Genomic DNA, 25,506 nt, shown 5'->3' on the forward strand with positions numbered 1-25,506 from the left:
TCATGAAGACGCTGTTTGACCGTGGTCCATCCTTACTTTCCAGGCTAGTGCTCGCACTAGCCTGTTCGTTTCTGCTTATCTTTATTGACCATCGTTTGCAGGCGATGAAGCCAGCTAGGTTGTTTCTGAATTCCTTAGTTGCCCCTGTCCAGTATTTGGCGATTCTGCCGGAGCAGATACTTGATGGGTTATCTGAATCGGTGAAAACAACATCCCAGTTAAGTGATGAAAATGAACGCTTAAAGCGAGCTATTCTTGAATTGCAGGGAGAGCAGCAACAGCTGCGGTTTCTGCGGAACGAGAACAAACGGCTACGTGAACTACTGGGGTCAGATGCCCATGATTCAGCCCGTCGCATGGTTGCTGAAGTGATAGCGGTTGCCTCAGAGCCGTTTTCGCAACAGCTGGTTATCAATAGAGGAACCCTAAGCGGCGTTTACGAGGGGCAAGCCGTACTGGACAGTAACGGAATTATTGGTCAGGTTCAGGATGTTGGCGGTAACACAGCTCGAGTATTGCTCTTGTCGGATCAAAGCCATGCGATATCGTTGCGCTCGGAACGAAACGATATTCGGGTTTTGGCTCAGGGAACGGGTGACATTGGTCGGCTCGAATTAATGTTTATTCCACACAGTAGTGATTTACAGCAAGGCGACTTGCTGATGTCCTCTGGCCTGGGCGGAGTGTTCCCTGAGGGGTATCCGGTGGCAACAATTAGCCGTGTCGTAAGAGATGAATCGCTGCCTTTTGCTACGGTGTTTGCTGATCCTGTTAGTGCTCTGGACCGGGTTCGCAATGTGTTACTGTTATGGCCAAGCCAAGGCAAACAGCAACCCATTTTTGATGAGGATGGAAAATGATAGTGGTAAAACGGGGCTTGATTACCTTGTTGGTCACTTACATTATTGCTTTGACTCTAATGATAATGCCGATGCCTGCTGCATTCGATATTTTTCGACCGGACTGGCTGACGCTGGTGATGCTATATTGGATTATTGCGCTTCCGCATCGGGTTAATATGGGCACCGCTTTGGTGCTGGGCGTGCTTAGCGATATTCTGCTGGGGTCTGTTGTTGGTGTTCATGCGCTTGGCATGGTGGTTGTTACCTATTTTGCGGCCCGGCATTTTCAGCGTATTCGTAATTTCGCCTTAATACAGCAAGCTTTAGTCATAGCGATACTGATTTTTATTAAGCGTTTTGTTGTGTTCGAAGCAAACGTATTTTTGTACGATGATGAATTTACCTTGTCTTATTTCTGGCCAGTACTAACGTCAGCTGTTTTTTGGCTTTGGGTCTTCCCTCTGTTACGGAAAGTGCGTCGTCGTTTTGGAGTGGCTTAATGCACTTACCTTTATATAAAACAGAGCAACTCTTGCGAATGTTCGAAATGACAGGTGAAGTCGATGAGCGTTGAAGTCTTAATGAATGTGACCCCGACAGAGGCTCGTGTTGTGCTTGTTGAGAATGGCATTCTGCAGGAAGTTCACATTGAACGACAAGCAAAACGTGGCCTGGTGGGTAATATTTACATGGGTAAAGTCTCTCGTGTGTTACCGGGTATGCAGGCTGCGTTCATTGATATTGGTCTGGATAAGGCCGCGTTTTTACACGCGTCAGATATTGTTGTGCAGGTAGAGGGGGATGATTTACCCCCGCTTGACGAAAAGCCACAGCAAAATATTACCAAGTTGGTGCATCAGGGCCAGCATATTATGGTGCAGGTAGTGAAAGACCCTCTGGGAACCAAAGGAGCGCGTTTAACGACTGATGTCACCCTGCCGTCTAGGTATCTGGTCTTTATGCCTAAGAGCGACCATGTCGGTGTCTCACAGCGCATTGAAGAAGGTGAGGAGCGCGAGCGTTTGCGTGAAATTGCCGCTGATGTCAGTGAAAATGACGGAAAATTTATTGTCCGTACGGCGGCGGAAGGTGCTTTAGAACAGTCGCTTCGGGGTGACGCCGAGTTTCTTTTCCGACTGTGGGAGAAGATAAAAAAACGAAAAAAATCTCAACGCAAAGTGGGTATGCTGTACGAAGATCTCAATCTTTCCTGTCGTGTCTTGCGCGACTTTGTCGGAGAAGAAATTGAGCGTATCCGGGTTGATTCCAAAGTTACTTTCGACACCTTGAAAGTCTTTACTCAGGACTTTATTCCTGAGCTGACCGAGGTGCTTGAATATTACAACGGCGACCGGCCTATTTTCGATCTGTTTAATGTTGAAAACGAAATGCAGCGCGCATTAGACCGCCGGGTAGACCTGAAATCCGGTGGCTCTTTAATTATTGACCAGACCGAAGCGATGACAACAGTGGATATCAATACCGGTGCCTTTGTTGGTCATCGGAATTTGGAAGAAACCATTTTTAATACCAACATAGAAGCGACTCAGTCGATTGCCCGTCAATTACGTTTGCGTAATTTAGGCGGCATTATCATTATCGACTTCATTGATATGCAGGATGAAGAACATAAGCGCCGGGTACTACATAGCCTTGAACAGGCGTTAGCTAAAGACCGAGCAAAAACAACCATTAACGGTTTTACCTCTCTGGGGTTGGTAGAAATGACCCGCAAGCGTATCAGAGAGAGTCTTGAGCATGTTTTATGCTCAGAATGCCCTGTCTGTCAGGGGCGTGGCAGCATGAAAACCGTGGAAACGGTGTGCTACGAAATTATGCGTGAAATTGTACGGGTTCATAAAGCTTACGAGGCCGATAAATTTGTGGTTTATGCGTCGGCTCAGGTAAGTGAGGCTTTACTGAATGAAGAATCTCACGCCTTGGCTGAACTTGAGCTGTTTGTTTCGCGTCAAATAAAGATACAAACGGAACCTTTGTATAATCAGGAACAATTTGACGTTGTAATGATGTAAAACCGATGCGTACTCTGTCGTGGATTTTAAACAAACTCTGGCTAACGCTGGCGATTACGCTGGTGCTGGTTGCTGTCGGTCTGAGTTTATTGCGCTACAGCCTGCCCTACCTGCCGGATCTCACTGAACCTTTAGAAAGTAATCTGGAACAACGTTTTCAGCAACCGGTCAGTATTAGTGACCTGTCTTTGGCCTGGACTGGGGAGGAACCTTCCATTGTTCTGAACAGTCTGGTTTTGCTGGAGCGCGAGCAATCGCCGGTACAGGTTCGTATTGGTGAAGTGCATGTGGTGTTGGATTTTTGGAAAACATTACTGGAACAACAGCTCATTGCGCAGCAGTTTATTCTGGACGAAGCGCGCATCGCCTTAGACATGCGAAAGCTGTCAGGCCTTGACGAAGCCGAAATGTTAGATCTGGACTACGTGAACCGACTCTTCCTGCAGCAACTGGAAAAGTTTTCTCTCAATAATGGTGAGTTATTACTGACAAACTTGCGCGGAGTAACGCGCAAGATAGATATTGATCGATTGTCCTGGACCAATAAAGGCAAAAAACACCAGGGAATTGGTCAATTTCGTATGGAAGACTTTGCGACAAACAGCCTGAACGTCATTATTGATTTACGGGGTGACCGATGGTCAGAGTTTAACGGTCAATTCTATGTGGACTCGCAAAATGTTGATATCAGTCCATGGCTTGAAGAGCAACTGGGAGACATTGATGTACAAGCATCAAATGTCAATTTTACCGGCTGGCTCGACGTCCGCAATGGGAAGCTTTTTGAAGGACTGTTGCAGCTAAGAGATAATCGCATCACCTGGCTGGATAACCATTCCAATCAATTAAACTGGTTGCAGTTACCGGCAGGAAAAATCGTACTACGACCGGAAGTGGAAGGTTGGTTAGTAAATAGCTTACCCATGACGGTAAATACCTCAGCGGGTCAGTTCGGGGTGCCGCGCATTGCGTGGCAGCAGTCGCAGGGGGTACATGATATTAGTGTGGACAATGTTGCGATTAATGAAGTGACGAACCTTTTGTCTTTGCTGCCACTGGATTCGGAAGAAAGTGTCGATTCGGTGGTGAGTCTGGGGTTAAAGGGTAAAGCCAGTTTACGTTATCGTCAGCATCCGGTTTCGGGCCAACAGTGGTCACTAAAAAGTCATAACTTGTCAGCGGATGGTAATGAAAGTTGGCCCAGTTTTAACGGGCTGGACTTAAGTGTTAACAGCATAGCGAACCAGGGGTTATGGCAAATTGAAGGCAGCAATGTTCGCCTGTCCGGCAAGAATTTGTCAGCGACCCAGTCCTGGGATATCGATAATCTGAAATTAACCGGCTCCTGGCTGCTTCAGCCCGGACACTGGCAAGTTGCTCTGGAGCAGCTGCAACTGAACCAAAACGATTTTCAGCTAGCCGGCAGTGGGCGTTTAGTTAGCACCGGAGACCGTACGCCTGAAATTGATTTATTACTGGCGACGGAACAACCTTTCTCTGTTGCGACAGCCCGGCAGTTACTCCCTTCCGTTATGGGTCAGAAGGTAAAAGCTTACTTCACCACGGCTCTTCAGTCCGGTCAAATCCGGGGGGCGGAGGTATTGTGGCGTGGTCCGGTGAACGGTTTTCCCTATGACGATAAAAAAGGCCTGTTTAACGCCCGGGTTGAATTCGAAGATTTAACGTACCAGTTCCAGCCGGACTGGCTGCCGCTAACCGATACTCCGCTCAATCTGGATTTTTACAATAAACGATTGTTAATGTCGGCCGCTGGCGGTCACATACAAGAGGCGGAGATAACGCGGGTTGATGCACAGATAGTAGATTTAACTGATGCCGAACAAGGCTTACAAATTCAAGCCACTATTAAAGCTGATGCAGAATCATTATTACCGATATATGAGCAATCTCCTCTGGACAGCGTGACAGAAACCTTGATTCAGCTGAGTCCTCGGGGAGAGGTGCAAAGTTCACTTGAATTAGACATTCCTTTCAATGATTCGCGTGAGGTTGGGGTGCTTGTCGATGCGTCATTAAGTGGTCTGTCGTTATCTGTAGATGCGTTGCAGCAAGACTTTGAAGTTACTGCCGGCCGATTAAAAATTGATAACAGCGATGTCAGCACCGAAGGTCTGCGTTTAAACTGGTACGGTATGCCGGTAGAAGCTCAGGTGTCAGGTGGGTTAAGCGGCGAAGATTACAATCTGAATGTCAGCACAACCATTGATTGGCAAAGCGAACCTTTATTCAAGCAATTTCCCTATCCGCAATGGAAGTCGTTTTTCTATGGCGCGGTAAATGGGGAAAGTCATTTAGCACTGACCTTTGGTGAGGGTGAAAATGAGATTGATGTTGAGCTTGAGTCGCAGTTTGATCTCACCGGTCTGGAAACGTCTTTGCCGGCGCCGCTGCAAAAAGACTTTGGAGAGAGCTGGCAGTTTGAGCTGAGTTTAAAAGGCACCGGTGAACAACTGCGTTTACAGGCGACTATCGATGAGCGACTGAGCTGGGACAGTCGCTGGCAGCCGGGAGACAACGGCTGGCAACAGGCGCAACTGAATATTGGTGACGTAGCTTCGGCTGGCGAGCAGCGCGGCTCTGCAGATTTTGCCATTATGGCCAACTTGCCCGAAACTGATATAGGCCAATGGTATTCGGTGTTGTATGCATTGGCCAGGAACTCTAATGCTGAAAATGCGTCAAGCAACAAGAAAGGGTGGCTACCTGATTCAATTAGTATCGAGACTCCCCGGTTGCAGTGGGGGCAGCAAAAATTCGGCCAGGCTGATATTCAGGTCTGGCCGGAAAATTCGGATTGGCAAGCCCGGGTGGATGCTGATAACGCAGTGATCAGTGCAACCATTCCGGAGCGGTTTGTACAAACAGGCATCACTATTAGAGCTGATTATCTGGCATTAACGACGGATATTGAATTGCCGCCGGACAACAAAAAAACCGACTGGGGCTGGCTTGAAAAGGTTCCGCGGCTCAACTTTCTCTGCCGCAGTTGTCGTGTTGATGAGCATGATTTAGGCGAAGTTGAACTCACGCTGTCCCCGCTTAATGATGGCTTCAGTATAGAACAAATGTCATTGAAAAGAGGCAGTGACCAGTTAGTTGTAGACGGCTACTGGCGTTACGCCGACGAACGGGGATTAAGTGGCCTGTCCGGCCGTCTGGAGAGCGAAGACCTGGGCGGTCTGCTGCGTGATTACCAGCTGGAAACCGCTGTGAGAGATAGTGCTGCTGTTATCAATTTTGATGTGAACTGGCGTGATCACTTATATCAACCGAGCCTGGGTTCGCTAAACGGTGATGTAACATGGGATTTGGAAAAAGGCTACCTGGCGGAGGTGAGCGATGGTGGCGCGCGTGTTTTCTCTTTGTTGAGCCTGGACAGTATTTTACGTAAGCTGACACTGGATTTTCGTGATATTTTTTCACAGGGCATGTTTTTTACCGACCTGACCGGCAGCCTCCAAATTAACCAAGGCGTTGCTACTACCAAAGACGCTCAGTTACTTGGCTCTGCCGGCGATATGGACATTCGTGGCTGGACTGATATGCAAACCGGGGAGCTCAATTATAATTTGACTTACGCCCCCAAGGTCACCTCAAGCCTGCCTGTTATTCTGGCATGGATGGTTAATCCGCCAAGTGGCCTGGCTGCGCTGTTGATTGATAAAGTGCTGCACGATGCTAAAGTGATCTCGAAGTTGCGGTATCAAGTGACCGGCACTATCGAAGAACCTGTGGTTGAAGAAATAGAGCGTGACAGCCGCCCGGTTGATTTGCCAGAATTGAAAGAGAACTCAACCGATTCAGAGGCAGATGATGACACAAGTTCAACTGACGGCGCTGCAAATGAGCAGTCGCCCGAGCCCGCAAGATAACCTGGCAACGGTCGCTAAGTTACTGCAACAACTTCCTGCCGCGCGCCCTCAACTGGTAGTACTCCCCGAAGCTTTTTGCTGTTTTGGTGCGGGTGACCGCGCGCAGTTAGAAATGGCTGAAACGTATGAGAAAGGCGAAATACAAAAACAATTGGCATTATTAGCTAAAGTTCATGGGATTTATCTGGTTGGCGGCACCTTACCAATAAAAGCCGGTGAGCGGTTTTCTGCTGCTTCGTTATTATTTGGACCCGATGGTTCTATCGTAGAGCGTTATGACAAAATTCATCTGTTTGATGTGGATGTTGCGGACAATACTAAAAAGTACCGCGAGTCAAAGTGGACCCAACCGGGGGTTGAAATAGTGGCAGCTGCAACCGACTTAGGTGTGGTTGGTCTGTCGGTATGTTATGATTTGCGCTTTCCAGAATTATTTAGAGCATTGCGTCAGGCGGGCTCCGATATCATTGTTTTACCTTCCGGATTCACCCAGGTTACAGGAGAAGCTCACTGGCATGCGTTGGTCAGAGCTCGCGCTATTGAGCAACAGGTCTTTATTGTAGCGCCGAATCAATTCGGGCAACATGATAATGGCCGGGAGACCTATGGCCACTCAATAATTGTGAGTCCCTGGGGGGAAATACTGGCCGAGCAGGAGCAGGGTGAAGGCATTATTTCAGCCAGCGTTGACTTAGCGGACGTTGAATCTATTCGTAAGCAAATGCCGGTGGCGCAACAGAATCAATTTGAGGTTGTACAAAAGACATGACACTAACTGACTACGAACTGTCACAAGACGACATAAGCGAAGCGTTATCCAGCCTTTATAGTGGTGATATCGACTTTGCCGATATTTATTTACAACACAGTGTCAACGAGTCCTGGGTGCTGGAAGACGGCATTATTAAAGACGGCGCATTTCATATTGAGACTGGAATGGGCGTCAGGGCGGTGCAAGGCGAAAAAACAGGCTTTGCCTATGCCGATGAAATTACGCTGAAGGCGCTGAAACGTACCAGCGAGGCGGCCCGGGGCATTGCACGTCAGGGACAAAGTAAAACCGTCGAGGCGCTGAAGTCGGTGCAGGCGCCGTCGCGTTACCAGGCGATAAATCCGCTGGACACCTTATCTGAAGACCAAAAAATTGAATTACTGAAAAAAGTCGATGCCCATGCACGAGCGCAGGATTCCCGCGTTAGCCAGGTTGTGGTGAGCCTGAGTGGCAGTTATGACGAGGTTTTGGTAGCTGCAACCGACGGTACTCTGGCTACCGATAAACGGCCGTTAATTCGGCTGAACTGTTCTGTGATAACTGAACAAAATGGTCGTCGTGAACGGGGCAGTGCCGGTGGCGGAGCCCGTGTCGGTTACGAACTTTTTTTGGAAGAAAAAAACGGCAATGCCTGTTGGCAGCGTTTTGCGGAAGAGGCCGTGCGACAGGGCTTAGTGAATTTAGAGGCACAGCCGGCACCGGCGGGCAATATGCCTGTGGTTCTGGGCTCGGGCTGGCCGGGCGTTTTGTTACACGAAGCGGTTGGTCATGGTTTAGAAGGTGACTTTAACCGTAAAGGTTCATCGGCTTATTCCGGCAAAATTGGTGAGCAAGTAGCGTCACCACTGTGTACTATTGTTGATGACGGTACGCTGGACGATCGTCGCGGCTCAATGAGTATCGATGATGAAGGCACACCCAGTGGTTATAATGTATTGATTGAAAAAGGCATACTGCGTGGTTACATGCAGGACAAAATGAATGCCCGGTTAATGGGCCAGGCAACAACGGGTAATGGTCGTCGTGAAAGTTTTGCGGATTTACCCATGCCACGAATGACCAACACCTATATGCTGGCCGGGGAAAGCAGCCCGGAAGAGATTATCGGCAGTGTGAAAAAAGGCATTTATGCGCCACAGTTTGCCGGTGGTCAGGTGGATATTACTTCGGGCCAGTTCGTTTTCTCTGCTTCCGAAGCTTACCTCATTGAGGATGGAAAAATTACCACGCCGTTAAAAGGTGTAACGCTTATTGGCAACGGACCAGAAGCCATGTCACAAGTGTCTATGGTGGGTAATGATTTATCGTTGGATGAAGGTGTGGGGGTTTGCGGTAAAGACGGGCAAAGTTTGCCCGTGGGTGTCGGTCAACCCACCCTAAAACTTGATTCAATGACCGTTGGTGGTACCGAGTAACTGAACAGCCCAGTGTTAACCGAGCAGTTCGCGTAAGTAGACAAACAGCTGACGGGCAGCAACGGGTGATTGTTGCTCAGTTTTTTGTTTCTCGGACAGACGGATCAACTGACGCAGCTGTTGACGGTCGGCATTGGGATGTTCTTCAATAAATTCTTGCAGAGCATTATCGCCTTCATTCAGCAGTTTATCGCGGGTGGTTTCAATCTCGTGAAAAATTGAGGTTTGCTGCTGGTGGGCATTTTTTAAGTTATTTAATGCTTGCTCAATGGGTTCAATATCACGTGAGCGCATGAGTTTGCCAATAAATTGAAGCTGGCGTCGATGGCCTTCGTGCTTATTACGAATTTTACGGGCAAGTAAAATGGCATCGCGCAGCTCATCGTCCAGTGGCATTTTTGCCAGCTGGGTATCGGTTAAATTAACAAGCTGAGTTCCAAGCTCCTGGCGTTCTGCCATGTCGCGTTTTTTTTGGGACTTGCTGACGAAGCCGTCAGATTGTTCAGGGTTTTCGGCTGGGCGTTTCGGCATAGGTTCGATTCATTAGCGCTATAAAGCCAGCAGTTTAGCAGTGAGGAGAGTTTTTTGATAGTACAACTGAGTGACTTACAGATTCAAATGAAGCAGGTAGAAGGTGCGGTTAAAGAAGCATTAAGGCTGGCAGAAGCAAAAGGTGTCAGTTCCGCCGAATGCTCCATCAGTCACAGCTCAGGTATCTCTGTCGGAACCCGTCTGGGCGATGTCGAAACCGTGGAGTTTAATCAGGATGGCGCGCTGGGTATTAGTGTTTACCGTGGGCACCAGAAAGGCTCAGCATCTACCACCGACTTATCCGAACAGGCCATTAGCGCTGCGGTGGATAAAGCTTGTGACATTGCCCGCTTTACTTCAGCAGACCCTTATAACGGCCTGGCGCCAGCGGAGTTGATGGCAACCGGGGTACCGGATTTGGATTTGTGCCACCCGGGCGATCAAAGTGCTGAGTACGCGATTAAACAAGCGTTGGCGTGTGAAAACCACGCCCTTAACTTTGACGAACGCATTGTGAATTCAGATGGCGCCCATTATGGCAGCCACACCGGTTTCCGGGTTTATGGAAACAGCCATGGCTTTATCGGTGGTTACCTGCAGTCGCGACATAATCTGAGCTGTGTTTTGATTGCCCAAGAAGGCGACAAAATGCAGCGGGATATGAGCTATTCGGTTGCCCGAAAAATGCAGGATTTAGACTCTGCTGAACATGTTGCAGAAGACGCTGCAAAAGAAACTCTGTCGCGATTAGGGGCGCGCAAAGTGCCAACGGCGAAAGTGCCTGTTATTTTCCGCGCGGATATTGCCGGTAGTTTGTTCGGGCATCTGGTCAGCGCAATAAGCGGTGGTAATCTGTATCGGAAATCCAGCTTTCTGCTTGATCATTTGGGTAAGCAAGTACTGCCAGAGTGGCTTAATATTCAGGAAAAACCGCATATTATTGGTGGTTTGGCGAGCTCGCCTTTTGATGCTGAAGGACTGGCAACAAAAGAGCAGAATATTATCACTGATGGGGTTTTGCAGACTTATCTATTAACCAGTTATGCAGCGCGCAAGCTCGATATGCAGCCAACTGGGCATGCTGGTGGCATTCATAACTGGCAGCTCACTCAACAGGACAATTCGTTAGCGCAACTGTGTCAGAAAATGGGAACCGGCCTGCTGGTAACGGAATTGATGGGGCAGGGTGTGAATATGGTTAATGGCGACTACTCACGCGGAGCCGCCGGCTTTTGGGTTGATAATGGCGAAATTCAGTATCCGGTAGAAGAAGTGACTATTGCCGGTAATTTAAAAGATATGCTGGCGAATATTGTCGCTATCGGTAATGACACGGATGAGCGGCATGCATTGCATACAGGTTCGGTGTTATTAGAGCAAATGAGTGTTGCGGGTAACTAACCCCAAAAAAGAATTAAGACAGTAATAAGGTTGCTGAGCCAAGGAAGGCGAAGATACCGACAACGTCCGTTATTGTGGTCAGGATAACCCCACCAGCCAGCGCCGGGTCAATTTTAAAGCGTTTCAGAATAAGCGGTATAGTGGCACCGGCGAGAGCCGCAGCTACCAGGTTCATCATCATTGCAAAGGCAATAATACCACCGATTAATAAGTCTTGTTTCCACAGTGCAACAACAGCAGCAATGAGCACTGACCAGATAATACCGTTTAAGAAGCCAATGGCGAGTTCTTTACCGATTAACCATCGCGAGTTACTGGTGCCTATGTGCCCCAGTGCCATCCCCCTTATTACCAGTGTCAGAGTCTGACTGCCCGCTATACCGCCCATGCTGGGCACGATGGTATTCAGAATAGCCAGCACGGCCATTTGTGCCAGAATGTCTTCGAACAGTGAACTGACCATAGCGGCCAGCAGGGCGGTCACTAAGTTAACTGCTAGCCATATAGTACGGCGACGGGTACTTTTCAATACGGGGGCGAAAGTATCTTCGTCATCTTCCAGACCGGCCATGCTCAACATGGAGTGTTGCGCATCCTCGCGAATAATATCGACCACGTCATCGATGGTAATACGGCCGACGAGCTGTTGTTCGTTATCGACAACGGGTGCAGAAACCCAGTCGTGGCGCTCAAACAGCTTAGCCACTTCGGTTTCGTCCATGGTGACGGATATGGTCGTAATCTCCGTCGACATGATTTCATCAATGCGGCGAGCGGGGTCAATAGTTAAGAGCTGGGTTAGTGTTATCTCGCCAATCATTTTTTCGTGGCGGTCAACAACATAGAGCTTATCGGTGGCTTCTGGTAATTCACCTTTAAGGCGCAAATAACGCAGCACAACATCAATAGTAACGTCTGAGCGCACGGTAATAGTATCGGTGTTCATGATGCCGCCGGCGCTGTCTTCAGCGTATGAGAGCGCCGTTTCAGCACGCTCGCGGTCGCTTTCGTCCATTGATTTTAGAACTTCCTGATAAATGGGCTCAGGCAAACCGCGCAGAACGTAGGCAAGGTCATCGGTATCCATGCCTTCAGTAGCGGCGGCCAGGTTTTTCGGCGCCATTTGACGAATAATGTCTTTCTGAACCTCTTCGTTCAGTTCTTCCAGGATTTCGCCATGCTCTTCAATATCCACCAGTTTCCAGACAATAGAACGGCTTTTTGGCGGCGAAGACTCCAACAACAGTGCCACGTCGCATGCCGGCATATTATGCAGCATGCGTCGTGCAGCAACGAACATACCATCGGACAGCGCGGAGTTAACCTGCTGAATGCGCTGCATGGCATATTCTTTGTCGGATAGTTCCGCGAACATGATTATTCGTCTTCCTCGAAGCGATCTTCAAATAAAATGCTTACGGCATTCAACGCCGCTTGTGCGTCTTTGCCCTCGGCACAAACCTCAACAGATTTGCCCTGCTGGCTTGCCAGTAGCATCAGACACATAACGCTGGCGGCATTAACGCACTGTTCACCTTGCTGTACGGTTATCTCAGAATCAAACTCTTGTGTCAGCTGCGCAAGCTTGGTGGCCGCACGTGCGTGCAAGCCTAGTTTATTGCGAATAATTAAATGTCTGCAAACTTTATTCATGCGACTTTAATTCCCGATGTCTGACCTGAACTTTTACTGTTTTTTGTTCAAAACGTTCCGCTAACTGCTGAGAGATGTAAACCGAACGGTGCTGACCGCCGGTACAACCTGTCGCTATGGTCAGGTAACTACGGTTGCTGCGCTGAAACTGCGGTAACCAGGTATCAAGAAAATTTTCCAGTTGATGAATAAACTTAGTGACTAAAGGTTGCTGGCGAAAGAAAATTTGAACGTCTGTATCCAGGCCGGTGAGCAACTTAAGCTCAGGTTGCCAGTGTGGGTTTGGCAAAATTCGAGCGTCAAAGACAAAATCAGCGTCTTTGGGCAAGCCATATTTGAAACCAAACGACTGAAATACAATAATCAGTTTCTTATCAGCTCGTCCAAGTACTCTTTCAGTCACTTGCTCACTTAATTGATGCAGAGATAAGTCGCTGCTGTCCAGGCGCCAGGTTGCCCGTTCCATAATCGGCTCAAGCATTTTATGCTCGGTTTGAAGCGCTTCTAACAAGGGCAATTCTTTTTGCGACAGGGGATGCAGTCGACGGGTTTCCCCAAAGCGTTTTAATAACGTGTTGTCATCGGCATCAATAAACAGAATTTCGGGCTCAACTCCCTTGAGCAAAAATTTCAGTGAGTCGAGTAATTCTTCTGAGTGTTCCGGTAAGTTACGAACATCAATGCTAATGGCAATTTTTTGATATTGCTCGATAACCGCATGAACCAGAGTTGGTAATAAGCTTATCGGTAAATTATCGACGCAATAAAAACCTAAATCCTCAAGCACTCGCAAAGCGATGGTTTTACCGGAACCAGAACGACCGCTAACAATGATCAGTTGCATGGCGACTGTTTACCTTCGCCAACAAATAAGTGATACAAAGCTTTGTCAGAGCCAGCCTGACGCAGGGCGCGAGTACAGTCTTTGTCATTCATTCGCCGGGCTACTGAGGCCAATGTTTGCAGATGATTCTCGTGTTCGGACTCCGGCACCAGCAGGGCGAAAATAATATCGACCGGTTGGTTGTCAATAGAATCAAACTCTATGGGTTCATCCAGCGTCAGTAAAACCGCGACCGGATGTTGTGCATTGGGTAACCGGCCATGAGGAATTGCGATACCTAAGCCAATTCCCGTGCTGCCCAGACGCTCACGGTTTAATAAGCTCTCAAAAATGTCATGGCGGGTAATACCTGACAGTTTCGGAGCTACGATTTGACTAATGGTTTCAAGCAGTCGTTTTTTACTTGCGCCCTCGACCGCACGCTTGGTGCAGTCGGGGCTTAACAATTCACTCAGTTGCATGGATTAATGTTGTTTCAGTTTCTCTTTGTGTTTAATCACCTGACGGTCCAGTTTATTAATTAAACCGTCGATGGCCGCGTACATATCTTCGTGTTTTGCGTCGGCAAAAATTTCACCGCCATTCACGTGCAGCGTAGCTTCCGCTTTTTGAATCGTTTTTTCAATATTCAGGATGACGTGAACATTAGTAATGTGATAAAAGTGTCGTTCTAACTTGGCAAATTTTGTGTCTACGTAGTCACGTAAAGCTTCGGTAATATCGATGTGGTGACCGGTCAAATTAATTTGCATAACGTCTTCCTTCTTGCAGTTAACAAAGTTATAACAGACTTTTGCGTTGGCTCGATGATGGAATGTTTAACGATTCCCGATACTTCGCAATTGTCCTTCTTGCTACTTGGATACCTTGTTCAGCTATCAGTTCAGCAATTTTGCTGTCACTTAACGGTTTATTGCGTTTTTCCGCTGCGACCATCTTCTTAATTAAAGCACGTATTGCTGTGCTTGAACACTCACCACCGCCTTCCGTACTGACATGACTTGAAAAAAAGTATTTCAACTCAAATACGCCACTGGGACAGTGTAAGTATTTTTGTGTAGTTACACGGGAAATCGTGCTTTCATGCATATCTACCGCTTCGGCAACATCATTAAGAACCATAGGTTTCATGGCCTCTTCGCCATGTTCAAAAAAGCCTTGTTGCCGCTGTACGATACAATTTGCGACTTTCAACAGGGTCTCGTTACGGCTTTCCAGGCTTTTAATAAACCAGCGAGCTTCCTGAGTATTGTTTTTTATGTACTGACTGTCAGCTGCTGTTTTTGCCGATTTACTCAGTGCCGCGTATTCTTCGTTGACTTTTAATTTAGGCACGCTGTCGGGGTTGAGTTCGACCATCCAACGGCCATTTTTTTGGGTGACAGCAACATCCGGGATGACATATTCAACGGGTTGTTGCGCAATTTGCTCGCCCGGATGAGGATGAAGTTGCTGAATTAACCGCATGATCTGGCGTAATTCGTCTTCCGATAATTTTAACTTGCGCTGAATAGTACGGAAATCGCGGTTGCCGAGTAAGTCCATGTACTCAGTCACCAGACACAGAGCGGTTTCCTTGTAAGTTGTGTCTTCGCTGAGCTGTTGTAACTGAATAGACAGACATTCACTAACACTGCGGGCACCTACGCCAATAGGGTCGAAATGCTGAATGCGTTTAAGCACCATGCAGACTTCTTCTTTTCCAACGTCGGGCAAACGTACCGCTTCTATGACTTCATTAATGTTGGCGGTTAAATAACCGCTATCGTCAATAGCTTCGATAATGGCTTCGCCAATGGCGGTGTCTTCGTCGGAAAAGTGGGACAGCTGCATTTGCCAAATCAGATGGTCCTGCAAAGACTCACTGGTAGACCCCTGGTACATTTCAAAGTCACCGTCAAAAGACTTACCGGAAGCAGCGGTACCATTGAGCGGCGTATGGCTGGAGTAGGTATCATCCCAACTGCTGTCTACCGGCAGCTCGTCCGGCATTTCCTGAGTTTTTAGCACATCCGAGGTTTCTCGCTGGCTGTCGTCTCGTTGTTCTGTATGACGATTGTCTGAACCATCAGACTCGTTATTGCTGTCACCTTCAACTTCCAGTAACGGGTTACTGTCCAACGCGTCCTGAATTTCAGCCTGAAGATCAAGCGAAGAGAGCTGCAGCAGACGAATGGCCTGTTGAAGTTGTGGCGTCATGGTCAGATGCTGACCAATTTTTAGCTGCAGACTCTGCTTCATAATGACTGTCCCGGCATCACGTTATAAGGTGAACTGCTCACCGAGGTAAACATCTTTGACTTGTTGGTTCGATAATATACTTTCTGCATTCCCGCTGGCAATAAGTTCACCATGACTGACAATATAAGCGTGCTCACAGACCGACAGGGTTTCACGTACATTATGATCCGTAATCAACACGCCAATACCACGTTGCTTCAGATGCTCAATAATCTTTTTAATATCAATCACTGAAATGGGGTCAACACCGGCAAAAGGCTCATCCAGCAGAATAAAGGTGGGTTCTGCCGCCAGTGCCCGGGCAATTTCGACCCGCCGGCGCTCCCCGCCTGACAGGCTCATGCCCTGGCTGTTGGCTATGTGGCCAATACTAAATTCTTCCAATAAAGCATCAACTTGCTCTTCACGTTCATTGGTGGATAGTGCTTTTCGGGTTTCTAAAATTGCCATCAGATTATCGCGAACTGTTAGTTTACGAAAAATAGAGGCTTCCTGAGGCAGATAACCAATACCTCTGCGCGCTCTTTCGTGCATTGGCAGCAATGTTAAGTCATTATCATCCAGTAATATCTGGCCTTTATCACTGTTGGCTAAGCCAACAATCATATAAAAGGTAGTGGTTTTACCGGCGCCATTAGGCCCTAATAAGCCAATAACTTGTCCCTGGCTGACTTCCAGGCTGACATCTTTAACCACCTGGCGGTTTTTATAACTTTTGGCTAAATGCTTAACTCGTAGGGTGGCCATATTAAGGGTTCTCGTTATTATTTTTGTCGGAATCAGTGTTAGCGTTTGGGGTGAAGATAGTAATAACGCGACTGTTTTCTTCACCGGAACTGGTTGCGGTTACTGTCTGTTTATCCAGGTCATAGGTAATTAAATCACCACTTGATCTACTGCTACCCTGAGATATCCGTGCGTTGCCGCTTAATTCGAGCCGCTGCTCACCCTGAAAGTAAGTAATTTTATTCGCTTCTGCATTAATTTGGTTACCGGCATCCAGTGTTTGGCTATAGGTGGCGGGGCTGCCCTCTGCAACAAAGGTATCGGCTTGTTCCGCATTTTCGCTGGCAGAGGCTTCTAGGCGATCCGCCCGGATTAATAGTGTACCTTGGCGGATGATAACATTGTCGGTTAAAACTAAGCGGTTATTTTTGATATCAAGCTGTTCCTGGCTTGATTCCACTTCCATGGGCTGATTAAAGTCAGACTTACCCTGAGCCAAAACCGCCGTTGGTATTAAGGTGACCAGAATTGCTTTACTCAGCAGGCTGGAAAATCGTTTTAACATGTCTTTTTAGCTCCATTCGTTCAGCTTTCAGGTCAGCACTCATACCATTGCCGCGTATTAATAACCGAGGCCCGTGAATGCTCACAGGATGCTCGGTGCTCATGGATTGATTGTTTAAATCAATAATCAGGTACTCGGTTAACACCTGTTTGATTCGAGTATCAGGCTCTAAAGCAAGGATTTCAACATCACCCTCTAAAATCAGGGTTTGATCATCATAGAATGTGCCCTGCGCGGAATTGACTCGCCAAATTTCTTTGCCTTGTTCCGAAAATACGGTGTAAACCGGTTGTTCAAGTTCGGTCAAACCAATTTGGTCATAATGAGCCATCTTTTCCGATTTAATCTTATGAGCCAGTAAACCATTGTTCTCAAAAATTCGGGTTTCCAGACCAAAAGCGGTAAAATCAGGCTGCATGGTTCGTGTTGCAGTGACATTACTGCCATCAGCATCATCGCCAAAAGGACGCCAGACGAGTAATAGCCCGGCGCCGAATAGCAGAATTAGAATGACAGTAACACGGCGACTCACACACTGGCTCCTGTTGCCAGATGCAATTGCCCCTGGCTGAGCATAATCAAGTCACAGATTTCACGTACTGCCCCGTACCCCCCGTGGCAACGGCAGATATAGTCTGCTTGTTGCTGTACCGACGGATGGGCATCCTGCACTGCAATTCCCATTCCGGCGGTCTTTATTAAGGCTAAATCGGGGGTGTCATCACCTACATAAGCGACTTGTTCAGTCGTTAGTTTGAGTTTCTCCAACAGCTCGTTAAAGGCGGCGGTTTTATCATTTTGTCCCTGATAAATGAAACCGACGTTCAAATGTTCCATGCGGTGTTCAACAATACCTGAGGTTCTGCCGGTGATAACAGCGGTTTCAACTCCGGACTTCTTTAAGGCTTTCATGCCAAATCCATCGCGGGTGTGAAAAGCTTTTAATTCTTCCCCGTTGTTGCCTAAATAAATGCGGCCATCAGAGAATACGCCGTCCACATCCAGCACCAGAAGTTTGATTCCGGAGAAACGCTGAAGCAGCGTTCTTTCAATATTGCCGTACCAGGTGTTAATACATTCCATTAAAGAACTCCCGCCTGCAGCAAATCGTGCATATTCATTGCACCGCATGGCTGCCCGTCTTTATTAGTGATGATAAGCCCGTTAATTTTACGATCCTGCATCAGCTTTAACGCTTCTGCTGCCAGCATATCTTCATTAGCAGTAATACAGGAGCGGTTCATCACTTCAGCTATTGGCGTCTTATGGACATCAACCCGGTTATCCAGAATTCGGCGTAGGTCACCATCGGTAAAGATACCGGCTAAACGTTGGTTGGTATCTACTACGGCGGTCATTCCCAGGCCTTTACGCGACATTTCTAATAAGGCATCGCTGATAATAGCGTCAGCCGGAATAACCGGGACTCTGTCGCCTGTATGCATGACATCGTTCAAACGCAGTAATAAACGTTTGCCCAGAGAGCCTCCCGGGTGTGACAGAGCAAAATCATCGGCAGTAAAGCCGCGGGCGTTGAGTAAGGCAACCGCGAAGGCATCACCCATTACCAAGGTTGCGGTGGTAGAAGCGGTTGGCGCTAACCCTAGCGGGCAGGCCTCTTGTTCCACGGCAATGCAAACATGGGTATCGGCAAGCCGTGCCAGAGTGGAGTCAGCTTTACCGGTCATTGAGATTAACGGAACGCCAAGGCGTTTTATGACGGGAATAATATTGAGTACTTCAGTGGTTTCACCGCTGTTAGAAATCGCAATCACAACGTCCTGGGCGGCAACCATGCCTAAATCTCCGTGACTGGCTTCACCCGGATGAACGAAAAAAGCCGGAGTGCCGGTAGAGGCTAATGTTGCTGCAATTTTTCCGCCAATGTGTCCGGATTTACCCATACCGGTGACTATGACTCGTCCTTTGCAGTTAAACAAGGTCTGGCAGGCGGCATCGAAGTTGTCATCTAAATATTGGTACAACCCGTCAATCGCCTTTTTCTCAATATCCAGTACGTGTTCGCCCAGTAGTCGAAAGTTCTGGGTGACTTGCTTCATTGTCATGCCTCTGGCGTTGTGCTTTTGCTCTGTATAATACGTCATTCAATGCGACTCTGCCTACCATACGCGGTAAATCTTGTATTTTATTGCAAAAATAATTAATATACCAACCAGACGGTTAATAAAGTCAGCTCAGGTAAAGTGAATACGCTATGGTAGAGAAAAAAGCAGCAGGCCGACCCAGTAACAGAGACGTCATTCTGGATGCGGCAGATCGGTTAGTCGCTGCAGAGGGGGCTGCTCACCTGACCTTTGATGCCTTAAGCCATACCACAGGTATCAGTAAAGGTGGTCTGCTCTACCATTTTAACAGCAAAGACTGCTTGCTTCAGGCGATGTTAAAACGCCGGGTTGAACGGTATGAAAATTTACGCGAGCAATATCACCGAAAATTCAGTGATGACCCAAAAGGAGAATTAAAAAGTATCTTGTTAGCAGCCCTTGATACTGACGCCGAGTGCTCGCGTCTGGGAAGCGGTATGCTGGCCGCTGCCGCCACCAATCCCGAGTTGTTGGGGCCGCTAAAAGAACACGTGGCCGGAACTTTACAGCGGCTGGAAAGGATTGCCGGTAGTAAAGTGGGCAAAACCTTATTTTATGCGGTGCACGGTGCGCGGTTGTTTGAGCAACTGAATTTGTGTGATGCCTGTGTGCATGAGCGTGAAGACTTTGCGCAATATTTACTGAAGCTTGCCGATGAATTGACAGAAATAGAGTCAATCCGCTGATAGGATTTGTGACATTTTTTCGGTATCAAATTTTTACCGACAGGCGCTAACATAGTGACTGATAAACTTGTAACAGGAAACTGCCGTGACAAACTTGGTAGAACTTAAGAATCTGACTTTTTCGCATGGAACCCACCCGGTTTATGACGGCCTATCATTAGCTGTGCCTAAGGGTAAAATGGTTGCTGTTATGGGTCCCAGCGGAATTGGAAAAACAACGTTATTGCGCCTTGTCGGTGGTCAGCTTAAACCTGAAAGCGGCAGCATTAAAGTAGCCGGACAAGAGGTTTCTGAGTTAAAGCGAAACGACTTGTATGAATTGCGTAAGCGCATGAGCATGCTGTTCCAAAGTGGCGCTTTGTTCACCGACATGTCGGTCTACGAAAATGTGGCGTTTCCTTTGCGGGAGCATACCGACTTACCAGAACAAATTATTCGCAGTGTGGTTTTAATGAAGCTGGAAGCCGTTGGTTTACGGGGGGCTCGTCATCTTATGCCATCGGAGCTGTCCGGTGGCATGGCCCGGCGGGCGGCTCTGGCAAGGGCTATTGCTTTAGATCCCGACTTAATTCTGTACGACGAGCCGTTTGCCGGTCAGGACCCTATTTCTATGGCCGTGATTGTAAAGCTGATTAAATCTCTGAATGAATCTTTGGGTTTGACCTCTATAGTTGTATCTCACGACGTAAAAGAAGTGCTGTCAATTGCTGACTACGCTTATGTCATTGCCGATAAAAAAGTGGTTGGTCAGGGAACGCCGGATGAATTGCGTCATAATGACACGGCAATTATTCAGCAGTTTTTAAACGGCGCACCAGATGGGCCGGTAGCCTTTCATTATTCAGACGACGATTTTACAACGGATTTGTTAAGGGGCGAGGGATGATCCAGTTTATACAATCTATCGGCCAGCGAGTGCTGGATAGCGTGGCCGGTATTGGATACGCCCTGGCTATGTTGCTGGGAGCCATCATCGGTAAACCGCAACCACGCAAGTCGTGGCCGTTGTTTATTAAGCAAATGTACGTAGTGGGCGTGCTGTCGATGCTGATTGTTATCGTCAGTGGCTTGTTTATCGGTATGGTGCTGGGCTTGCAGGGCTATACCATTTTGGTGGATTACGGAGCTGAGCAAAGCTTGGGACCGATGGTTGCGTTGTCGTTGTTGCGTGAGTTAGGGCCTGTAGTAACTGGTCTTCTATTTGCCGGACGTGCGGGCTCAGCGTTAACCGCAGAAATAGGTTTAATGAAAGCGACGGAGCAACTGTCCAGTTTAGAGATGATGGCGGTTGATCCGTTACGTCGTGTTATTGCCCCTCGCTTTTGGGCAGGACTAATCAGTATGCCGCTGCTGGCATTAATGTTTTCGGCCGTTGGTATTTATGGCGGTTATCTGGTTGGTTCGGGCTGGCTGGGTGTTGATGAAGGCGCTTTTTGGTCGGTCATGCAGTCGGCGGTCGACTGGCAGGAAGATCTGCTTAACGGCATCATTAAATCAATTGTATTTGCTTTTGTTGTTACCTGGATAGCTTTATACAAAGGCTATCGCTCAGTACCAACCTCTGCGGGGATCAGTGCCGCGACAACGTCGACAGTAGTGACTGCGTCGCTGGCAATTCTAGGACTCGATTTTATTCTTACAGCTATCATGTTTGGTGGATAACCATGGAATCAAGAAAAACACAGTTATGGGTAGGCGTGTTCGTTGTTGTCGGTATTTTGGCGTTAGCGTTTATCGCGTTAAGAGCAGCCAGTGGCAATATGACAACATCGGGTGACAGTTACACTCTGTATGCCAAATTCGACAATATTGGTAGTCTGAAAGTGCGCTCTCCGGTAAAAGTTGGTGGGGTCGTTATCGGTCGTGTTACCGACATATCTTTATCGGGCGACTACTATGAGCCAAAAGTGGCAATGAGTATCAGTAAAGATTACGACCAACTTTCTGAGACCAGTACGTTATCGGTGCTAACGTCAGGACTGTTGGGTGAGCAATATCTTGGGCTTCAACCCGGTTTTATTGATGAAAGCGTAGATACGCTAGAAGATGGCGATACTATTACCGATACAAAGTCAGCGTTAGTTTTAGAGAATTTGATAGGCCAGTTCCTGTTTAGCCAGGGCAACGATTAAGTGGTAGGGAGAGCATCATGGCAGTAAAACAATGGATAATAGCGGCTTTTGTAATGTTTGTATGGGTTGCGTCAGCATCCGCAGAATTGATACATAAAGATGACCCACGGGAATTGTTAAAAGCCGTTGCTGAAAAGACCTTTGACCGTATAGCGTCGGAGCGGAATAAAATTGATGATGACCCAAATTATCTAAAGGAAATCGTCAAAGACGAGATGATGCCTTACGTCGACAACATGTATGCGTCGAAGAAGGTTTTAGGGCGCTATTTGCGCGACACGACTAAAGAGCAGCGTGAACGTTTTTATCGTGTTTTTTATGACTATTTAGTGGCGACCTATGCCCGTGCCTTTACTCAGTATGACGAAGACATACATACGGTGAGTTTTGAACCCAGTGGTGAATTGTCCGACGATGCGCGTTCGGCAGTGGTGCGCACCCGGGTAAAAGAACAAGGACGTCCTGAAATTCGCATGGATTTTCGCATTCGTTATGACTCTGACGAAGAACTCTGGAAAGCTTATGACTTGGTTGTTGAGGGTATTAGCTTGCTGAACAGCAAGCAAAGTGAAATTTCGTCCGTCATCCGTGCTAATGGTATTGATAAAACCATTGATCTGATTGAAAAGAAAGCCGCTGAACCCATCAAGTCCGATGAGGAAGTTAAGAATCCGGCAGAGGAAATTTAATGAGCGCACAGCAAACAGACTTAGCTACCGTTAAAGTTAGCGATAATAAGACGTTAGAGTTTAGTGGCTCATTAACGCGTCACAGTGTTGCCAGTCTCTGGTCGCAGCGAAAGGACTGGCCGGTTGGAAGCGAAACCCGGGTTGATTTAAAAGACGTTGAGGTTATCGATACCGCCGGTGTTGCTTTCTTACTCGAAATTCTGAAATTAATCGGGGATGGAAAAGGACCTCTGACGTGTATAGGTGCCTCCGATCAGTTGAAACAAATTGCCCGCGTTAGTGGCGTTGAGTCACTGCTTTCGTTAAGCTAGGCGGTCTTATTAACTTTTAAGCTAACGGCAGATAAGAATGAATACAGAAGAACTTAAAAACGTGCTTAATGATGCGCTCGCTTTAGAAGAGCTACGGGTCAAAGTTGAAGGTGCCAATGCAGAAATTATTGCTGTCAGCGAAGACTTTAAAGGCATGAGTCGGGTAAAGCGTCAGCAGACAGTTTATGGCCCATTAAACCCTTTAATTGCAGATGGTTCAATCCATGCTGTTTCGATAAAAGCCTACACGCCTGAAGACTGGGCGCGTGATAAAAAATTAATGATGCCATAAGGTTGTTGGTTAGTTGATGGATAAATTTAAAATACGTGGTGGCCTGCCGTTAACCGGTTCAGTCACCATTTCAGGCGCAAAAAACGCCGCTTTGCCTATCTTAATGGCATCGCTGTTGCCTTCAGACAAAGTCACACTATCTAATGTTCCAGATTTGCACGACGTCGATACCACTCTGGAGTTGCTGGATTGTCTGGGTATTAATCACGGCAGTCTGAATAACAATGGTGTCTGTATCGATCCGACAACGTTAAACCATTTTAAAGCCCCTTACGACTTAGTTAAAACGATGCGGGCTTCTATTTTGGTGTTAGGTCCGTTACTGGCTAAAACCGGAAAAGCGGAGGTTTCATTGCCGGGTGGTTGCGCTATCGGTGCCCGGCCTGTAAATCTGCATATTGACGGTCTGCGCAAAATGGGCGCGCATATCGATGTTGAAAATGGCTATATCAAGGCGTCGGTCGATGGTCGCTTAAAAGGTGCTGAAATTCTGTTGGATACGGTCAGTGTTACCGGCACAGAGAACTTAATGATGGCGGCAGTACTGGCAGAGGGCGAAACCGTTATAGAGAACGCAGCTCGTGAACCCGAGGTTATCGATTTAGCGAATTTTTTGAACAGTCTGGGTGCAAATGTGCGTGACGCGGGTTGTGACACCATCCATATTACCGGCGTTGATAAGCTGCATGGTGGTGAATATAGTGTGATGCCTGATCGTATAGAGACCGGAACTTTTCTCGTTGCAACTTTAGCAACAGGCGGTTCGGTGCGCTGTGAAAAAACCGATCCGGCGAGTCTGGATGCGGTGCTTAAGAAATTAGAAGAAGCTGGCGCAAGTATTCATAAAGGTGAGGACTGGATAACCATAGAAAGTAACGGGCGGCCTAAAGCTGTTAATATTATTACCGCTCCGCACCCGGCTTTCCCGACCGATATGCAGGCTCAATTTTGTGCGTTAAATGCTATTGCACAAGGCACCGCCGGTATTCGCGAAACCATCTTCGAAAATCGCTTTATGCACATTCCTGAGCTAAGACGCATGGGCGCTAATGTCGAATCAGAAGGCAACACAGCTTTGTGCCATGGCGTTGAAGAATTAACCGGCGCAGAGGTTATGTGCACGGATCTGCGTGCTTCCGCATCTCTGGTTATAGCGGGTTTGGTTGCTACCGGCGAAACTATCGTCGAACGTATTTACCATATCGATCGTGGTTACGAGGGTATTGAGAAAAAGTTGAAGGCTTTAGGCGCTGATATGGAGCGAGTGACGGCTTAATAACAGCCGTCTTTAAGGTTTAACGAGGCAGCTCGGCAACAGTAACTGTGGCTGTCATGCGTTTGTTGTTACGGTAAAACTCAACGCCCAGTTCGGTACCGGGTTCGCTATTGGCGACTCGGTCCAGTCCCTCCGGCGCCGAACGAACGGGCTCACCACCAATAGCGACTAAAAAGTCATCTCTTTGCAGACCGGCTAATGCTGCTGGTCCGCCACTCTCAACATCGGTAATTAAAATACCTGATAAAGACTGCTCTTCACTGAAATTCGGGTTAACACTGATACCAATGTAGCCGCGCACTACCTTGCCTTCACGGATCAGCGTTTTCATCACCTTGCGGGCATTCTCATAAGGTACCGCAAAGTAAATTCCCTCGCCGCCGTCACCAAAAGCGGAGTTGTAGCGGGCGTTATTGATGCCTATTAACTCGCCGGCTGTATTGACCAGCGCCCCACCTGACGCTCCCTGGTTGATTACGGCATCCATCTGAATAAGGTCGGAGTAAGAATTGCTGACCCCAACCCGGCCGCCACTGGCACTAATGATTCCCTGAGTGATTGTTTGCCCGATGTTATAGGGGTTACCGATGGCAAGTACAATATCGCCGACTTGAATACGACGTGTTGACTGAACGGGAATAACCGGAAGGTTATCAGCATCAATTTTGAGAACAGCAAGGTCGGTGTAGCGGTCGCTACCGATTATCTGAGCCGCATAACGTCTACCGTCTTGCAAAGCAACTTCAACTTTATCGACATTATCGACGACATGATGAGCGGTGAGGATGTAGCCCTGAGAGTCCATAATGACACCGGAACCCAGGCGCCAGACACGCGATGACTGAGGCTGGTAATAAGAGCCCTGTATTTCGCCCATACTGTAAATATTAACGACCGCCGGAGCTGCTTTACGCACTGCCTGGTTAAAAGAGACAATTTCAGAGTTGGTTTGCCCCAGAGACTCTGATTGTCCCCAAAATGGCTGAGTGACAATAACAATGGCCGCAACAACAAGGCCTAAGCCGACTGACTGAAGTAAAAATCGTAGGGGTGAAGAGAGTTGCTGCATACCTGCTTCCGGTTAAATTAGGTGGTATCA

Annotated in this window: 28 protein-coding genes and 1 pseudogene; 16 read left to right on the plus strand and 13 right to left on the minus strand. The window is 47.8% G+C overall.

Annotated features, from left to right (window positions below; all coding sequences use genetic code 11):
- Nucleotides 1–2: 2 nt before the first annotated feature.
- From mreC to tldD, 7 genes and pseudogenes are all read left to right on the plus strand, one after another.
- On the plus strand, nt 3–860 hold the full coding sequence (gene mreC, locus L8G48_RS05105) for a rod shape-determining protein MreC (protein ID WP_248263527.1): 858 nt from the start codon (nt 3–5) through the stop codon (nt 858–860).
- Nucleotides 857–1,342 (plus strand): rod shape-determining protein MreD, encoded by a 486-nt coding sequence (gene mreD / locus L8G48_RS05110; RefSeq protein WP_248263528.1) that lies wholly within the window; start codon nt 857–859, stop codon nt 1,340–1,342. Before mreC ends, mreD begins: the two co-directional genes overlap by 4 nt.
- A gap of 5 nt (nt 1,343–1,347) precedes the next feature.
- Nucleotides 1,348–1,416: pseudogene (locus tag L8G48_RS13600) on the plus strand (septum formation inhibitor Maf); the annotation flags it as partial.
- Nucleotides 1,406–2,875: a ribonuclease G gene (gene rng / locus L8G48_RS05115; RefSeq protein WP_248263529.1), complete on the plus strand. Its 1,470-nt coding sequence runs from the start codon at nt 1,406–1,408 to the stop codon at nt 2,873–2,875. The pseudogene L8G48_RS13600 and the gene rng, both read left to right, overlap by 11 nt.
- 5 nt (nt 2,876–2,880) lie before the next feature.
- The gene (locus tag L8G48_RS05120) at nt 2,881–6,768 is read left to right on the plus strand and encodes a YhdP family protein (RefSeq protein ID WP_248263530.1); all 3,888 of its coding nucleotides are present in this window, start codon (nt 2,881–2,883) and stop codon (nt 6,766–6,768) included.
- Nucleotides 6,740–7,537, plus strand: coding sequence for a carbon-nitrogen hydrolase family protein (locus tag L8G48_RS05125; RefSeq protein WP_248263531.1), 798 nt, complete (start codon nt 6,740–6,742; stop codon nt 7,535–7,537). Before L8G48_RS05120 ends, L8G48_RS05125 begins: the two co-directional genes overlap by 29 nt.
- Nucleotides 7,534–8,955, plus strand: coding sequence for a metalloprotease TldD (gene tldD, locus L8G48_RS05130; protein ID WP_248263532.1), 1,422 nt, complete (start codon nt 7,534–7,536; stop codon nt 8,953–8,955). Before L8G48_RS05125 ends, tldD begins: the two co-directional genes overlap by 4 nt.
- Before the next feature lie 15 nt (nt 8,956–8,970).
- Here the strand turns inward: tldD and yjgA are convergent, their stop codons facing one another.
- Entirely contained in the window at nt 8,971–9,486 is a 516-nt protein-coding gene (gene yjgA / locus L8G48_RS05135) for a ribosome biogenesis factor YjgA (protein WP_248263533.1), read from the minus strand.
- A gap of 54 nt (nt 9,487–9,540) precedes the next feature.
- Here yjgA and pmbA point away from each other — a divergent pair, with 54 nt between their 5' ends.
- Nucleotides 9,541–10,887 carry a metalloprotease PmbA gene (gene pmbA, locus L8G48_RS05140; RefSeq protein WP_282444610.1) on the plus strand — a complete coding sequence of 449 codons (1,347 nt, stop codon included), beginning with the start codon at nt 9,541–9,543 and terminating at the stop codon, nt 10,885–10,887.
- Nucleotides 10,888–10,900: 13 nt separating this feature from the next.
- On the opposite strand, the gene mgtE is transcribed toward pmbA, so the two are convergent.
- Genes mgtE through L8G48_RS05195 form a run of 11 tightly spaced genes read right to left on the minus strand, consistent with a single transcriptional unit; the run spans nt 10,901 to nt 18,976 of the window.
- Nucleotides 10,901–12,262: a magnesium transporter gene (mgtE, locus tag L8G48_RS05145; protein ID WP_248263534.1), complete on the minus strand. Its 1,362-nt coding sequence runs from the start codon at nt 12,260–12,262 to the stop codon at nt 10,901–10,903.
- 2 nt (nt 12,263–12,264) lie between these two features.
- The gene (locus tag L8G48_RS05150) at nt 12,265–12,540 is read right to left on the minus strand and encodes an HPr family phosphocarrier protein (protein WP_248263535.1); all 276 of its coding nucleotides are present in this window, start codon (nt 12,538–12,540) and stop codon (nt 12,265–12,267) included.
- The gene (gene rapZ, locus L8G48_RS05155; protein WP_248263536.1) at nt 12,533–13,384 is read right to left on the minus strand and encodes an RNase adapter RapZ; all 852 of its coding nucleotides are present in this window, start codon (nt 13,382–13,384) and stop codon (nt 12,533–12,535) included. Before rapZ ends, L8G48_RS05150 begins: the two co-directional genes overlap by 8 nt.
- Entirely contained in the window at nt 13,375–13,845 is a 471-nt protein-coding gene (ptsN, locus tag L8G48_RS05160) for a PTS IIA-like nitrogen regulatory protein PtsN (protein WP_248263537.1), read from the minus strand. Before ptsN ends, rapZ begins: the two co-directional genes overlap by 10 nt.
- Nucleotides 13,846–13,848: 3 nt before the next feature.
- Nucleotides 13,849–14,136, minus strand: coding sequence for a ribosome hibernation promoting factor (gene hpf / locus L8G48_RS05165; RefSeq protein WP_248263538.1), 288 nt, complete (start codon nt 14,134–14,136; stop codon nt 13,849–13,851).
- A 28-nt stretch (nt 14,137–14,164) separates the two neighbouring features.
- Nucleotides 14,165–15,625: an RNA polymerase factor sigma-54 gene (locus L8G48_RS05170; RefSeq protein WP_248263539.1), complete on the minus strand. Its 1,461-nt coding sequence runs from the start codon at nt 15,623–15,625 to the stop codon at nt 14,165–14,167.
- A gap of 21 nt (nt 15,626–15,646) precedes the next feature.
- Nucleotides 15,647–16,372, minus strand: coding sequence for an LPS export ABC transporter ATP-binding protein (gene lptB / locus L8G48_RS05175; RefSeq protein WP_248263540.1), 726 nt, complete (start codon nt 16,370–16,372; stop codon nt 15,647–15,649).
- Between the two features lies 1 nt (nt 16,373).
- The gene (gene lptA, locus L8G48_RS05180) at nt 16,374–16,916 is read right to left on the minus strand and encodes a lipopolysaccharide transport periplasmic protein LptA (RefSeq protein WP_248263541.1); all 543 of its coding nucleotides are present in this window, start codon (nt 16,914–16,916) and stop codon (nt 16,374–16,376) included.
- A complete protein-coding gene (lptC, locus tag L8G48_RS05185) occupies nt 16,885–17,448 on the minus strand; it encodes an LPS export ABC transporter periplasmic protein LptC (protein ID WP_248263542.1) in 564 nt (187 codons plus the stop codon). Before lptC ends, lptA begins: the two co-directional genes overlap by 32 nt.
- Entirely contained in the window at nt 17,445–17,999 is a 555-nt protein-coding gene (gene kdsC / locus L8G48_RS05190; RefSeq protein ID WP_248263543.1) for a 3-deoxy-manno-octulosonate-8-phosphatase KdsC, read from the minus strand. The genes lptC and kdsC overlap by 4 nt, the downstream gene beginning before the upstream one ends.
- The gene (locus tag L8G48_RS05195; RefSeq protein ID WP_248263799.1) at nt 17,999–18,976 is read right to left on the minus strand and encodes a KpsF/GutQ family sugar-phosphate isomerase; all 978 of its coding nucleotides are present in this window, start codon (nt 18,974–18,976) and stop codon (nt 17,999–18,001) included. Before L8G48_RS05195 ends, kdsC begins: the two co-directional genes overlap by 1 nt.
- A 155-nt stretch (nt 18,977–19,131) precedes the next feature.
- Between L8G48_RS05195 and L8G48_RS05200 the strand changes: the two genes are divergently transcribed.
- The 8 genes from L8G48_RS05200 (at nt 19,132) to murA (ending at nt 24,407) form a co-directional block, all read left to right on the plus strand.
- Entirely contained in the window at nt 19,132–19,707 is a 576-nt protein-coding gene (locus L8G48_RS05200) for a TetR/AcrR family transcriptional regulator (RefSeq protein WP_248263544.1), read from the plus strand.
- 85 nt (nt 19,708–19,792) lie between these two features.
- Nucleotides 19,793–20,593, plus strand: coding sequence for an ATP-binding cassette domain-containing protein (locus L8G48_RS05205; RefSeq protein ID WP_248263545.1), 801 nt, complete (start codon nt 19,793–19,795; stop codon nt 20,591–20,593).
- On the plus strand, nt 20,590–21,369 hold the full coding sequence (gene mlaE, locus L8G48_RS05210; protein WP_248263546.1) for a lipid asymmetry maintenance ABC transporter permease subunit MlaE: 780 nt from the start codon (nt 20,590–20,592) through the stop codon (nt 21,367–21,369). The genes L8G48_RS05205 and mlaE overlap by 4 nt, the downstream gene beginning before the upstream one ends.
- A gap of 2 nt (nt 21,370–21,371) precedes the next feature.
- Nucleotides 21,372–21,839, plus strand: a complete 468-nt coding sequence (gene mlaD / locus L8G48_RS05215) for an outer membrane lipid asymmetry maintenance protein MlaD (protein ID WP_248263547.1) — start codon at nt 21,372–21,374, stop codon at nt 21,837–21,839.
- 17 nt (nt 21,840–21,856) lie between these two features.
- Nucleotides 21,857–22,528, plus strand: a complete 672-nt coding sequence (locus L8G48_RS05220; protein WP_248263548.1) for an MlaC/ttg2D family ABC transporter substrate-binding protein — start codon at nt 21,857–21,859, stop codon at nt 22,526–22,528.
- Nucleotides 22,528–22,839: an STAS domain-containing protein gene (locus L8G48_RS05225; protein WP_248263549.1), complete on the plus strand. Its 312-nt coding sequence runs from the start codon at nt 22,528–22,530 to the stop codon at nt 22,837–22,839. Before L8G48_RS05220 ends, L8G48_RS05225 begins: the two co-directional genes overlap by 1 nt.
- Before the next feature lie 37 nt (nt 22,840–22,876).
- Nucleotides 22,877–23,131: a BolA family protein gene (locus L8G48_RS05230; RefSeq protein ID WP_248263550.1), complete on the plus strand. Its 255-nt coding sequence runs from the start codon at nt 22,877–22,879 to the stop codon at nt 23,129–23,131.
- 16 nt (nt 23,132–23,147) lie between these two features.
- Nucleotides 23,148–24,407 (plus strand): UDP-N-acetylglucosamine 1-carboxyvinyltransferase, encoded by a 1,260-nt coding sequence (gene murA, locus L8G48_RS05235; protein WP_248263551.1) that lies wholly within the window; start codon nt 23,148–23,150, stop codon nt 24,405–24,407.
- A gap of 19 nt (nt 24,408–24,426) precedes the next feature.
- On the opposite strand, the gene L8G48_RS05240 is transcribed toward murA, so the two are convergent.
- Nucleotides 24,427–25,476 carry a trypsin-like peptidase domain-containing protein gene (locus L8G48_RS05240; protein ID WP_248263552.1) on the minus strand — a complete coding sequence of 350 codons (1,050 nt, stop codon included), beginning with the start codon at nt 25,474–25,476 and terminating at the stop codon, nt 24,427–24,429.
- Between the last annotated feature and the right edge of the window lie 30 nt (nt 25,477–25,506).

Origin of the sequence: Idiomarina aminovorans (genome assembly GCF_023155095.1) — a bacterium.
GTDB classification, from domain to species: domain Bacteria; phylum Pseudomonadota; class Gammaproteobacteria; order Enterobacterales; family Alteromonadaceae; genus Idiomarina; species Idiomarina aminovorans.